This is a genomic window from Microcystis sp. LE19-8.1F (genome assembly GCF_027531715.1).
Taxonomy (GTDB): domain Bacteria; phylum Cyanobacteriota; class Cyanobacteriia; order Cyanobacteriales; family Microcystaceae; genus Microcystis; species Microcystis wesenbergii_A.
In genome coordinates this window covers 41,455-53,594 of record NZ_JAPZSO010000045.1, presented here as the reverse complement: position 1 = coordinate 53,594, position 12,140 = coordinate 41,455, and the positions used below count along the sequence as shown (strand labels likewise).

General features: G+C 43.3%; 11 protein-coding genes and 1 pseudogene. 5 read left to right on the top strand and 7 right to left on the bottom strand.

The genetic code is table 11. The annotated features are described in order from the left end of the window. A pseudogene (locus O9334_RS05265) lies at positions 1–137 on the top strand (IS4 family transposase); the annotation flags it as partial. Here the strand turns inward: O9334_RS05265 and O9334_RS05260 are convergent. The 3 genes from O9334_RS05260 to O9334_RS05250 form a co-directional block, all read right to left on the bottom strand. Continuing rightward, positions 114–416 carry a hypothetical protein gene (locus O9334_RS05260; protein ID WP_287999631.1) on the bottom strand — a complete coding sequence of 101 codons (303 nt, stop codon included), beginning with the start codon at positions 414–416 and terminating at the stop codon, positions 114–116. The pseudogene O9334_RS05265 and the gene O9334_RS05260 sit on opposite strands and share 24 nt — an antisense overlap. Positions 417–866: 450 nt before the next feature. Then, positions 867–1,262 (bottom strand): DUF5615 family PIN-like protein, encoded by a 396-nt coding sequence (locus O9334_RS05255; RefSeq protein ID WP_287999630.1) that lies wholly within the window; start codon positions 1,260–1,262, stop codon positions 867–869. Beyond that, a complete protein-coding gene (locus tag O9334_RS05250; RefSeq protein WP_287999629.1) occupies positions 1,259–1,633 on the bottom strand; it encodes a DUF433 domain-containing protein in 375 nt (124 codons plus the stop codon). Before O9334_RS05250 ends, O9334_RS05255 begins: the two co-directional genes overlap by 4 nt. 837 nt (positions 1,634–2,470) lie before the next feature. Here O9334_RS05250 and O9334_RS05245 point away from each other — a divergent pair. Continuing rightward, positions 2,471–2,653, top strand: a complete 183-nt coding sequence (locus O9334_RS05245) for a hypothetical protein (protein ID WP_002758344.1) — start codon at positions 2,471–2,473, stop codon at positions 2,651–2,653. Between the two features lie 575 nt (positions 2,654–3,228). On the opposite strand, the gene O9334_RS05240 is transcribed toward O9334_RS05245, so the two are convergent. The 4 genes from O9334_RS05240 to O9334_RS05225 form a co-directional block, all read right to left on the bottom strand. Beyond that, entirely contained in the window at positions 3,229–3,693 is a 465-nt protein-coding gene (locus O9334_RS05240) for a DUF29 domain-containing protein (RefSeq protein ID WP_190381544.1), read from the bottom strand. A 16-nt stretch (positions 3,694–3,709) separates the two neighbouring features. Next, entirely contained in the window at positions 3,710–4,168 is a 459-nt protein-coding gene (locus O9334_RS05235; protein ID WP_190381543.1) for a DUF29 domain-containing protein, read from the bottom strand. Between the two features lie 43 nt (positions 4,169–4,211). Beyond that, positions 4,212–5,195, bottom strand: a complete 984-nt coding sequence (gene msrP / locus O9334_RS05230; protein WP_190381542.1) for a protein-methionine-sulfoxide reductase catalytic subunit MsrP — start codon at positions 5,193–5,195, stop codon at positions 4,212–4,214. Between the two features lie 85 nt (positions 5,196–5,280). Further along, positions 5,281–6,666: a cytochrome P450 gene (locus O9334_RS05225; protein ID WP_287999628.1), complete on the bottom strand. Its 1,386-nt coding sequence runs from the start codon at positions 6,664–6,666 to the stop codon at positions 5,281–5,283. A 375-nt stretch (positions 6,667–7,041) separates the two neighbouring features. Here O9334_RS05225 and O9334_RS05220 point away from each other — a divergent pair, with 375 nt between their 5' ends. The 3 genes from O9334_RS05220 to O9334_RS05210 all read left to right on the top strand — a co-directional run bounded on the left by O9334_RS05220 (position 7,042) and on the right by O9334_RS05210 (position 12,092). Beyond that, on the top strand, positions 7,042–7,797 hold the full coding sequence (locus O9334_RS05220; protein WP_045357359.1) for a TVP38/TMEM64 family protein: 756 nt from the start codon (positions 7,042–7,044) through the stop codon (positions 7,795–7,797). A gap of 371 nt (positions 7,798–8,168) precedes the next feature. Beyond that, positions 8,169–9,716, top strand: coding sequence for a mercuric reductase (locus O9334_RS05215; protein ID WP_045357363.1), 1,548 nt, complete (start codon positions 8,169–8,171; stop codon positions 9,714–9,716). A gap of 1,041 nt (positions 9,717–10,757) precedes the next feature. Then, entirely contained in the window at positions 10,758–12,092 is a 1,335-nt protein-coding gene (locus tag O9334_RS05210; protein ID WP_287999627.1) for an AAA-like domain-containing protein, read from the top strand. Positions 12,093–12,140: the final 48 nt, after the last annotated feature.

The window sequence follows — 12,140 nt, the reverse complement described above, 5'->3', positions numbered from 1 at the left end:
CTATCAAGAAACATGGTCGCCGAGCAAAAAGCCTCTTTCGGCTAGGTTTAGACCACCTTCGTCATCTTATTCTCAATCCTTCATTACCTAACTTTTCTCTTTTTCTCCAGTCCTTACATTTTTTGTCCTGTACTTAGATCCACGCCAAACGTGACATCATCTGGATTTGGAGCTATGACATTTACTTGACCCTCAACAGGAGTGGTTACATCGTAAACAGTAAATTTAATGGTTTGCCCTAAAACTCTCTCCTTAAAAACTTGTTTGTGTTTAATTTGAAAACGAAATGAAAGGTCTACGCCATTGAGTTCCAGTCGTTCAACTGTTGCATCACCCTCGTTACCTTGAGCAACACTGTCCTCTAGAAATCTTTCGATTATATCTGCCTTGTCCGTTCCACGAAGATCAATCGCCATTACTAACTCCTTAAACTAAGTAGTCTAACCACATATTGTACGGAAACTTTCTGCATAACACTCTCCATAGTAACGATATGGGTCAACTTTCGGTATATCACTCCATTTAAGAGCAATCGCCAGAACTTTTCCCTATATCACCCCCAAAAGCCTGTTAGTCAGATTAGCATATTGCCAAAAACCTTGTTTAACTAAATTCCTGACAATTAGGCTCATTCTAGCGATGATTCCTATATCTGACCGCACCCCTTGACAAAAATTTACAATTATTCGACCTTTAGCGATCGCTATCGGGGGATAGTTGTTTTTTGTTACAGCAGTGGGGAGAAGGGAGCGGGTTTTTCAAGTTGAATTGGCAGTTAATCATGCTATTAAAAACCGATTCAGTATAAAGACCCCGTTATGCCGTGTCCCTACAGATAGACTTCAAAGGCCCTAGCATTCGCCGCGTCACGGAATGAATATTCGCCTTGCGCCTCGATAATCTTCAATATTAACTACAATATCAACCAAACGGTTAACGCAACGATCGCGATAATCTGGCTCGGCAAGTAGTCGCTCAATATTACCGATTGTCACGACGGGTAATGATGTGGGGGTATTTTCCTCCCGCATCACTTGCTCCAGGGAATCTTTGCCTTTCATGCTTCGGTTAGCGGTGATCAGGATCATCTGATTGGCTTGGGCATACCGCCAAACAACGCGATCATCGCTCGTGACAGCTAACCCAACTTCTTCAAACAGAATAAAAAGAATCGAGATCAAGTCAAGCCAACCACTCGCAGCAAGGCCACCGGCGAGGACAAGAGAATGCCCTCGTAAGTTATGATCAACTAGAAAATTCATGCCCGTGATGCCAACTTGGCTTTTTCCGCTTGAAGTTTTGCTAGAATGGCTTCTGTGCCTGGTTTTGGCGGCTTAGCAGCAATACGGGCAACTCGCTCACGATTTTGCTCTTCATAATATTGTCGGAGTTCTTCAGCTTCTTTGAGAACTTGCTGGTACTCAGCTTCCACATCCGCACGATGAGCCTCAATATAAGCCAGGGCAGCGTTAATTTGCTCTTCCGTCAGATCAAATAATCCCTGAATGAACTTAGGTGGATATTGAGCAGTCACATAATCCATCACATCATAGAGGGTGATGCGGGTTCCTGCGATTGTCAGTCCTCGCTCTGTACGAATGATAGCGGTTTGTTCATTAGATGCGAGCGTCATAGCTATAGTCTCAGTCTTTCACCATCTCATTCCATATTACCGCATGAAAAAGCAAGGTGAGCAAACGCCCACCCTGACTACTAATTCGCAAGCTCTTTAATCCTCGACCCAGACTTTCAAAATGTATTTCAGCCTCGTTCCTGCATCTAGCCAGTAGTGAACTCCAATATCTGGCAATTCAGTATCATTTGTGTGAGCATCACCAGGCCACGTACTACAAGATCGGCGATCAAATTTAGACCACAGCTTCAATTAATGTGCATGGTGCGTTCCCCAAAATCGATCGCTGGAGCAGTGGGAGCCACATTAGGGAACGCACCCTACGGCGATTGCGTACTGCTACGCAGTGCCTTCGGCATCGCACTGCCATGTCTAGGAGCAAAGTGACGCTCGCGGCATCGGCAGCTGCAACGATCGGTTGGTTAGCCAGCGGTTACACAGGTAGCCAGGTATCCCGGTTTGGCAATGGGCCAGCCAACTTGCAGCGGGCAACAGGCGTCAGTGGATCAACGAGACCCTTCGTCTTATCTGACATGATAGAGTTGCCGAAGTTCATAACGTCGCAAGGCAGGACTGACCCGTGCACCCATTCAGAAATCGATCCATGTCGTGAAAAAAGCCGTCGTAACCAGAAAGGTTTACGAAACTTACTTGGTCCGTACTCGGCAATTGAGTTGGCAACGGGAGGATCATCGCCACGTCGGATTCCGACGTTATTGGGACGCTCCGCCTGTGCGTAAAGGGAGTGATCGAATTGCGCCACGGGATGAACGCTTCCATCATGGACGTGGGCAGTCGGGAAGAAAAGGGCCGTTGAATTCCGCGTCCTAAACGACAATGCCATGGGATGGATCCGCATGTCTCCAGATCGAAGCTGAAAGACGGCAAAACCAAAGTCACTGTAAAGCGGCAGCTGTTTCCAAACATCCTCTGGAAGGCGAAATCGAAGATCAAGTCTGTGAAAATCCGCGAGTGCGGGTACGAACGAAGCGTCAAACGCGCCAACTCGATGAACCATGAGATTTCTAGGACTCGCTCTCGCGACAGCGACGCCTTTGCTACGCATTTCCAGCGGCTGCGGGAAGCATCGATCCATGTCGCGAAAAAAGCCGTCGTAACCAGAAAGGTTTACGAAACTTACTTGGTCCGTACTCGGCAATTGAGTTGGCAACGGGAGGATCATCGCCACGTCGGATTCCGACGTTAGGCGCATCTCATACACTAAGTGCTGACGGTCGCCATTCAGGCGAGCGTAGATCTTCGTGTTGGACACCTGTTGAACGTCGTGAGAAAAGATACACATTGGATTGCATCTGCCTAACTACATATTATGCGGAAACTTTCTGTATAACACTCTATTTAGGCGCGATTGCCAGAACTTTTCCCTATATCACACCCAAAAGCGTGTTAGCCAGATTAGCATATTGCCAAAAACCTTGTTTAACTAAATTTCTGACAATTAGGCTCATTCTAGCAATGATTCTTCGATCTGACCGCACCCCTTGACAAAAACTGACAATTATTCGACCTTTAGCGATCGCTATCGGGGGATAGTTGTTTTTTGTTACAGCAGTATGGAGCAGTCTAACTGATGGCTATATTTCCAGATTATCGCCGGTAGGAAACCAATCTTGATCGAGAATTTGTTCAAGGGAACCAATGGGAATAGCGGGGAAAGTATCGAGGGGTAATTGAGTTCTAACTTGAGCCTCTTTTCTAGCAAATTGATAGCATTCCTCAAAGATTTCGAGAATATAAGGTTTGAGACTAGGGCTATCTTTAACTTCTTTGATTATTTGTCGGCGAAAGTTGATAATTTCCCCTTTCCAGTGACCCTCATTTCTTGCTCTTTCTCCTGTCCAGTAAGTTAGTTTCAGCAAATGTACCAGCAATTGAATTAAAAGATTTTCGATTTTGCGTTTTTCACTCCTTCCCATACTTGCTAATTCCTCCAGTAAATTCTCTAAATCTACCCGCTCAAACTGTCTCGCTTGCAGTTGATTAATAGTAGTTCTAATCCAGAGATAAAAGTCTTCTTCGTACAGGGTTTTATTGTCCATAATTGACCTCTAGATATTACTCATGGTTATTACTGGGAAACCAATCTTCATCGAGAATTTGTTCAAGGGAACCAATGGGTATAGCGGGAAAAGTATCGAGGGGTAATTGAGAGCGATCACTGGCATTTTTTCGGGCTGAAAGATAACATTCATCGAAAATTTCCAAAAGATAGGGTTTCAGACTAGGACTATCTTTAAGTTCATCTAATATATCGAGACGAAAAGTTCTAATCTCTCCCTTCCAGTGACCTTCGTTTCTCTCTCTTTCTGCTGTCCAATATTTGAGCTTAAGTAAATGTTCTAATAATCGGGTTAACAGACTTTTAATTATGCGCTTTTCACTCCTTCCCATACTTGCTAATTCCTCCAGTAAATTCTCTAAATCTACCCGCTCAAACTGTCTGGCTTGCAGTTGATTAATAGTAGTTCTAATCCAGAGATAAAAGTCTTGTTCGTACAGAGTTTTATTGTCCATAAATACTCACTTAAACCAAATAAAATGGGGATAATCATAGAAATTAACTATATAAACTAGCCACATATTCACCGTAGCCATTATAGGGCAGAGTTTCGATAATTTCCCAAGATAAATCACTTCTACTGCCGATAAATTTCTCCGTTGCTTGCGACCAACGAGGATGGGGTTTACTGGGGTTAACATTAGCCTCAAAATCGTATTCGTGAGCGTCAATTGTGTTCCAGTAGGTGGCGGGTTGTTTGGCGGTAAATTCAATTTTTACTATTGATTTTGCCCCTTTAAAACCGTATTTCCAAGGAATAACCATTCGCAAGGGTGCGCCGTGTTGTTTGGGTAAATCATGCCCGAAAATTCCCACAGCAAAGAAAGCTAATTCATTGGCCATTTCTTCAATTCTTAAACCTTCTGTATAGGGCCAGGGTAAGGCTCCTAAATGTAATCCTGGCCCTTTGGTAATTTCGGGATCATAAAAGGAGGTAAAACGGACGAATTTAGCTTCTGGTTTTGGTTCCACTGCCGCGATTAAAGCACTCATCGGAAAACCCAGCCAAGGTAAGACCATTGACCAAGCTTCCACACAACGAAAACGATAGATTCTTTCTTCGAGAGGAAAGGTTTTTTTAATAGTATCTATATCGTAGGTCTGGGGATTTTTCACCAATCCTCCCACTTCTACCGTCCAGGGATTCGTTGGTAATTTCTGCGCTTTTAACCAGATATTTTTACCCCCTCCGAACTCATAAAAATTGTTATATCTCCCCGCTACAGTTTCGGCAACTATGGGGCGATTTACCGTTAAAAACTGCGGATTTTTGCTGAACCCTTCAATTTTAGGTAATTGCAAACTTTTTTCTAAAGCTTCCGAGGAGGAGGATTTACCACAAGCAGTTAATAATAGGGAACTCCCCGCAATTCCTGCCCCGATTAACCCCTGTAAAAAGCGACGACGGTTAAAATAAACACTTTCGGAAGTAACTTCATTTTCGGAAATTTGCCAGGATTTAGCTAAACGAATTAAGACCATAATTATCCCCAATTTTATTGACAAAAAAACAGAGTTATGATAGAAAATACCACAACTCTGATTGTACAATAGTTTGTCAGTTTTTTTAAGAAATTTCGGCGAGCATGGGGGCAGTCACCAGAGGTTCCCGTCGTCCTTTTAAGACCATGGGAACTCCTCGCGAGGGAGCAAGGGTGACACCGCGGCGACTGGGTTTTTCGGGGGTATTATTAACTAGAGTTAACTGATAATTGGCCAAAATTGTGGCGATAGCGATTTTCATCTCGTAGATAGCTAAAACTTCCCCGATACAACGACGCGCCCCACCACCAAAAGGCATATATTCGTAGGGGGTGAATTGTTTTTCTAAAAAGCGTTCTGGTTTAAAAGTATGGGAATCGGGGAAAGTTTGCTCGCGGTGGTGAGCTAGATAAATACAACCCATAAGAATTGTCCCTTTTTCTAAAGGATAACCATCTAGTTCTACCGGTTCTTCCACTACTCGCGGAAAAGTTAACATTCCCACGGGATGAATGCGTAAAGTTTCCGAACAAACCGCCGAAAGATAGGGTAATCTAGTTATGTCAATCGGGTTAGGATTATCTCCTAAAGTGGCTATTTCTTGGAGAATTTTTGCTTGAATTTCTGGATAGCGATGAGTCCAGTAGAGCGCCCAAGACATAGCAGTGGCTGTGGTTTCATGACCTGCGAATAATAAGGTCATTAATTCATCGCGCAATTCCTTATCGCTCATCGGGTTGCCTTCTTCATCCTGGGCCGACATCAGTAGTGATAAAATATCGGTGCGATTGGGGTTAGGATTAGCTTTTCTTTCGGCAATTTCTGTGTAGATAATATCATCAATTTTTTCTTGGGAACGCCGGTATTTTCCCCAGGGACTCCAAGCACCCAAATCAGCCCGCAAAATTGGGAAAAATAGCAAAGAAGCCATCACTGGAGAGTTAAAAATATCGAGCATTTCAGCCAGAATTTTTTTCAGGGTTTGATAACGTTCCCCTTGACTAATTCCAAAAACTGCCTCCATAATTACTTGTAAAGCAATCGCTGTGGTCGCTGAACGGGCTTTAAAAGGTTGATTTTGGGGCAATTCTGCCATTACTCTCAGGGTAATATCGCGGATTAAATCGCCGTAGAAACGCATTCTTTCCCCGTGAAAAGGTGGCAATAAAAGCTGACGGCGTTTTTTGTGGATGTCTCCGTCTAACATGAAGACGGAATAATCACCAATAATCGGGGCAATAATCCGATTGGCTTCCCCCGGTGCCGAGAATTGTTTACGGTCATTAGTTAAAATTTGTTGTAGGGCCGAAGGACTACTGACAAAGATAAAATTACCTACAGTTAAACCCACTTTTGTGCTAAAAATATCGCCATGCTTGCGGGCGGCATTTTCCATAAAAGCTACGGGATTAATGATCCATTGTGCCATTTGCACGAAGGTGGGGGCTTTGACCTTGGGGATGATTTTCATAGATTAATTGCTATATCCAATGCTAATTATTTCTAATTCTGACATTTTTTCCCCAGAGACGGCAAGGTGTAATAAGCTGCCCGCGCATTTAAATTGCTTATTGAGATGAGGCACTCTTGCAAGAGGCAAGGGGGGGGGAGATTCAGCTAATCTAAGGATAGGCGGTTAAGATGCGTCTTAGCTTATCAAGTAAACAGCAAAAATTACCGGGCTGTTGCTTGTCTTATCTTCCGGGAGAGAGAGGGATTTTCTGGGAATTTTCAGGATTGACTTTCTGGTCTAAACAATGATAATCGGGGTAGAATAGCCCCCAGTTCTATTTAATTCGCTTTTATAGTTCAATCTCTCTTTTTTCATTCCTTATAGGGACTTTTTATGATTATTTCCAAGTTTTTGCCCTTAGGAAAAACTGTGATTATCAGGCATTTACTGTTATTAACTACATTTAGCCTTGTTTTTTTCCTGACTACTCCCCCCGCTTTTGCCCTCGAATCCAGTCCCTCCACCAGTTTTAATCCTCAAACTATTCTTTTCCATGCCTTAACTTGGGTGGATAGTTTGGGAGCCGTAGGAGCGATCGCGTTTATAATTATCTATATTCTAGCTACTGTGGCCTTTTTCCCAGGTTCAATCCTGACTTTAGGGGCTGGTGTGGTTTTTGGCCTGGTTTTAGGCTCTTTTTACGTCTTTATCGGGGCAACTATCGGCGCTACTGCCGCTTTTCTGGTGGGACGTTATCTGGCTAGGGGTTGGGTGGCGGAAAAAATTCAAGGTAATAGTAAATTTCAAGCTATCGATGAAGCTGTGGGGAGAGAAGGCTTAAAAATAGTGCTTTTAACCCGTTTATCTCCCATATTTCCCTTTAATCTGCTCAATTATGCCTATGGTGTCACCGGGGTTTCCCTGAAAGATTATCTACTAGGTTCCGCGGGCATGATTCCGGGGACGATAATGTATGTCTATATTGGCTCTTTAGCGGGCAATCTTGCCACTATCGGGACCTCGGCACCAGCCACTAACCCAGTTTTACAATGGACTATTCGCCTGAGCGGTTTTATCGCTACCGTTGCTGTCACCCTCTACGTCACAAAAATTGCCCGTCAGGCCCTGGCATCAGTTATCAATGAATAGTCATCAGTTATCAGCCAGGGGTTGGGGAAGTGGGAAGTGGGGGAATGGGGTGTGGGGTGTGGGGTGTGGGGTGTAGGGTGTGGGGAGAACAAATAAAAATAATCTCCTGACGACCGGCGACCGGCGACCGGCGACCGGCTACCCAAAACGAAAACTTCGTATCTCACCATTAAGATAACTGCTTTAATAAACCTCTTGCATAATTAATTTTTCAGGGTTCAAAAACGGCAAAAATAAGAATTAAATTGCATAATATCTGTAAATAGACCATTTAACTGATTATTATTCATTCTTAATTCTCCTGACTACTGACTACTGGCTACTGACTCCTAACCCTAACAACAATTTTTGATTTTTACAAGAGGTCTAATATGTTTGAAAATAGCTCTAGGGAAGTTAATGTTCTCCCCATGGACGAACATAATCAAAAATTAATTAATTATGTTCATCCTGCCGATTGGGTCAATCCACAACCCCAAGATTGTTATGATTTAGTCGTCATTGGTGCGGGTACTGCGGGTTTAGTCGTGGCGGCGGGGGCGGCGGGTTTAGATATAGGTTTGAAAGTGGCTTTAGTGGAAAAACACTTAATGGGGGGAGATTGCCTCAATTTCGGTTGTATTCCTTCTAAATGTCTGATTCGTTCCTCTAGAATTATCGGGGAAATTGAGAAAGCCAAAAAATTAGGAATTGATATTGGGGATACTAGGGTAGATTTTGCCAGAGTCATGACCAGAATGCGGCAAATTCGCGCCGATATTAGCCATCATGATTCGGTGCAACGTTTCCAAAAACTAGGTATCGATGTCTTCTTGGGTAGCGCTCGTTTTTTAGGACAAAATGCCGTGGCAGTGGCGGGAAAAACCCTCGATTATAAAAAAGCCATCATTGCCACTGGTACTAGGGCCATTCATCCCGATATCCCCGGACTAAAAGAAGTGGGATTTTATACCAATGAAACAATTTTTTCCCTAACAGAATTACCTCCCCGATTAGCTATTATCGGTGGCGGGCCGATTGGTTGTGAATTAGCCCAAGCTTTTCAACGGTTAGGCACGCAGGTGATTTTATTTCATAATCATTCCCATCTTTTGAATAAAGAAGACCGAGAAGCATCCGCAATTATTGAGCATACTTTCCTGCGGGAAGGAATGCAGTTAATTCTCTCCTGCCAAATTGAACGGGTGAGAAAAAATGAACGGGGTAAAACCATTGAATATACAAGCAACGGTCAAGGAGCAACTATCGCCGTTGACGAGATTTTAGTCGCTGCTGGTCGGGAGCCTAATCTGTCAGGATTAAATTTAGAAGCGGTGGCCGTGGAATACGATACCCGTCGGGGAGTCAAAGTTAATGATTATCTGCAAACTACTAACCCGAAAATTTATGCGGCTGGTGATATCTGTATGGATTGGAAATTTACCCATGCTGCCGATGCAGCCGCCCGTATTGTGATTAAAAATACCCTCTTTTCTCCCTTCGGTTTCGGACGCAATAAGCTCAGTAATTTAGTTATGCCTTGGGTCACTTATACCGACCCAGAAATCGCCCATCTGGGCATGGATGAAACCCAAGCACAAGCCCAGGGATTGGCCACTAATACTATTAAAATTCCTTTGAGTATAGTCGATCGAGCTATCGCTGATGGCGAAACAGCAGGTTTTTTAAAAATTATTCACAAACAAGGTTCCGACCAAATTTTAGGAGCCACTATCGTCGCCGCCCACGCCGGTGAGATGATTTCTCAAATTACCACCGCTATGGTGGCTAAAATCGGACTGAGTAAACTCTCTACTGTTATTCATCCCTATCCCACCCAAGCGGAAGCGATTAAAAAGGCCGCCGATGCCTATCGTCGAACTCTCCTGACTCCTAATAGTCGAAAATTCTTGGCATTGTTGACTAAATTATCCCGTTAAAATCAGTTATCAGTTATCAGTTATCAGTTATCAGTTATCAGTTATCAGTTATCAGTTATCAGAGTTGAGTTTTCTTTGGGAGCATCTCACCTTTGTAACCCCTAAATCAGGTTTTATGTCAAGCTATTTTGAAAGCCTTGCTAGAAACCAGTTTTAGGGACAAGTATAATTAGGGTCTGCTGAAAAAGTTTTTCCTAGGGGCAGGGTGTAGGGTGTAGGGTGCGGGGTGTGGGGTTTTACAGATTTTGAGGGGGTAAATTACCTAATTTTCAGGGAAAAAGTCCCTGAATTTCCCCCTGATCACTCCCATATCTGGTACTTTTGGATTTCAAAAAAGTCTAAAAGTCTTATCCAGCAAGGTTTTTAGATTTATTCAGCCAGCCCTAATTACTCACTTGCATAAATGAGATGCTCCCGTTTTCTTTTCACTGATTACTGATTACTGTTTACTGTTTACTGATAACTGAAAATACTTCCCAACTCCCACTCTGCAATAACTACTGGCAGCCAGAAATAGGTTGGGTACTTATCATACTTTGTGCTTTTTGTCAAAAAAACTTTTTTTTTGCAATAAAACTACACAAAAAAAAGATCATCGTTGTCGGTGAAATTGACTGATTTACCAGTCTTAATTAGGATCACCTTGTAGGTGTGGCAAGGGTTTTAGCCATTGCTGCTCAAAAAAGTACAGAAAAACCCATTATGAAATTCTATCAAATCGCTGTAACCATTGTAAAATCGTTGTTAAATAAAAATCTTTCTCAATTAATTCTTAAGAATTTGTAAATATTGCGGAATGTTAATTTAAATATTCTCAAGTTTTTGGAGTCAATATATAATTTTTGCTTATCTTTTTTTAAAAATACAACTCCTGCAAAAATCCAACATCTACCATTGGGTTAGAAGTCAGTTATCAGTTATCAGTTATCAGTTATCAGTTATCAGTTATCAGTTATCAGTTCACTGAGAAAACTCCCCACACCCCACACCCTACACCCCACACCCCATACCCTACACCCCACACCCTACACCCCACTTCTTATGAGAGATTCCATATCGGGCTATCTAAGAGTACAACAACACTGCCTCAATCAAGTTAAATTAGCCGTGAAAAAGCAGGGCTTTAGCAGTCAACGCTCCTTAGCCCAAGAAGCTGAATTTAGTCTGGCTATTGTCAGTAACTTCCTGACCGGTAAACCGGTAGAACAAGCCACTTTTGCACAAATTTGTCGTCGATTATGCCTCGACTGGCAAGAAATCGCCGCCCTGAATGTTCAGCTAACAGCACCCCCTCAAGACAAAATTCTGGTTAATTCTCCATCCAAGAGCGAAAAATTGGACACATTGCCCCCCTATCCCAATGGGGCAGTTCCCCTTGGTTCCCCATTTTATTTAGAACGTCTTCCCCTCGAAGAACAGATAAGGCAGGAAATCAAGAAACCGGGGGCTTTAGTGCGGATAAAAGCCCCGAAAGAAATGGGCAAAACTTCCCTACTTTTGAGAATGCTCGATTTTGCCAAACAGCAAGGCTACCGCACGGTGAGTTTGAACTTAGAACAGGTGGACCAGGCGATTTTGGCTGATTTAAACCAATTTTTGCGCTGGTTGTGTGCCAATGCCGCCCGTCAACTACAGTTAAAACCGCAATTAGATGAGTATTGGGATGAGGATTTAGGCAGCAAGATTAGCTGTACGGTTTACATTCAAGACTATCTCCTGGAATCGATTACCGCCCCCATTGTCCTCGCCCTTGATGAACTTAATCAGATTTTTGAACATCCCCAAGTGGCCAAGGATTTTTTACCGCTGCTGCGTTCTTGGTACGAAGAAGCCAAAACCCTACCTATCTGGCAAAAACTCCGTCTTATCGTCGTCCATTCCACAGAAATTTATGTTCCCCTGCAGCTCAATCAATCCCCCTTTAACGTGGGATTCCCCGCACAGCTAAGTCATTTCAGTCTTGAGGAGGTATTGCAATTAGCCCAACGTTATCAACTCACCTGGGAAAATCAGGAAAAAGTCCAACAATTGATGGAGCTAGTGGGAGGACACCCAGCTTTGGTACAAACTGCCCTCTACTATCTCAGTCGGGAGGAAATAACCATGACGCAAATATTAACCAGTGCCGCCTCTGTCACGGGGATTTATGCCCATCACCTGCGGCGCCATTGGGCGGTATTAGAACAACAGCCTGAACTAGCAAAAGCCCTCGATCGGGTGATGAGCGCCATGGAACCCGTACAATTAGACCCAATTCTCGCTTACAAACTCAGCAGTATGGGGCTACTCAAACAATCGGGAGATAAAGTAGTACCCGGCTATGAATTGTATCGACGCTATTTTTTAGAGGTGAAATCCTCTATCAGTTATCAGTAAACAGTTATCAGTTATCAGTGAGGGTGTGGGAAGTGGCGAGAACAAAGC

Excerpts from the sequence above, each read along its gene's own strand:
- O9334_RS05260 (WP_287999631.1), bottom strand. The coding sequence starts at position 416 with ATGGCGATTGATCTTCGTGGAACGGACAAGGCAGATATAATCGAAAGA.
- O9334_RS05255 (WP_287999630.1), bottom strand. The coding sequence starts at position 1,262 with ATGAATTTTCTAGTTGATCATAACTTACGAGGGCATTCTCTTGTCCTC.
- O9334_RS05250 (WP_287999629.1), bottom strand. The coding sequence starts at position 1,633 with ATGACGCTCGCATCTAATGAACAAACCGCTATCATTCGTACAGAGCGA.
- O9334_RS05245 (WP_002758344.1), top strand. The coding sequence starts at position 2,471 with ATGCCATGGGATGGATCCGCATGTCTCCAGATCGAAGCTGAAAGACGG.
- O9334_RS05240 (WP_190381544.1), bottom strand. The coding sequence starts at position 3,693 with ATGGACAATAAAACCCTGTACGAAGAAGACTTTTATCTCTGGATTAGA.
- O9334_RS05235 (WP_190381543.1), bottom strand. The coding sequence starts at position 4,168 with ATGGACAATAAAACTCTGTACGAACAAGACTTTTATCTCTGGATTAGA.
- msrP (WP_190381542.1), bottom strand. The coding sequence starts at position 5,195 with ATGGTCTTAATTCGTTTAGCTAAATCCTGGCAAATTTCCGAAAATGAA.
- O9334_RS05225 (WP_287999628.1), bottom strand. The coding sequence starts at position 6,666 with ATGAAAATCATCCCCAAGGTCAAAGCCCCCACCTTCGTGCAAATGGCA.
- O9334_RS05220 (WP_045357359.1), top strand. The coding sequence starts at position 7,042 with ATGATTATTTCCAAGTTTTTGCCCTTAGGAAAAACTGTGATTATCAGG.
- O9334_RS05215 (WP_045357363.1), top strand. The coding sequence starts at position 8,169 with ATGTTTGAAAATAGCTCTAGGGAAGTTAATGTTCTCCCCATGGACGAA.
- O9334_RS05210 (WP_287999627.1), top strand. The coding sequence starts at position 10,758 with ATGAGAGATTCCATATCGGGCTATCTAAGAGTACAACAACACTGCCTC.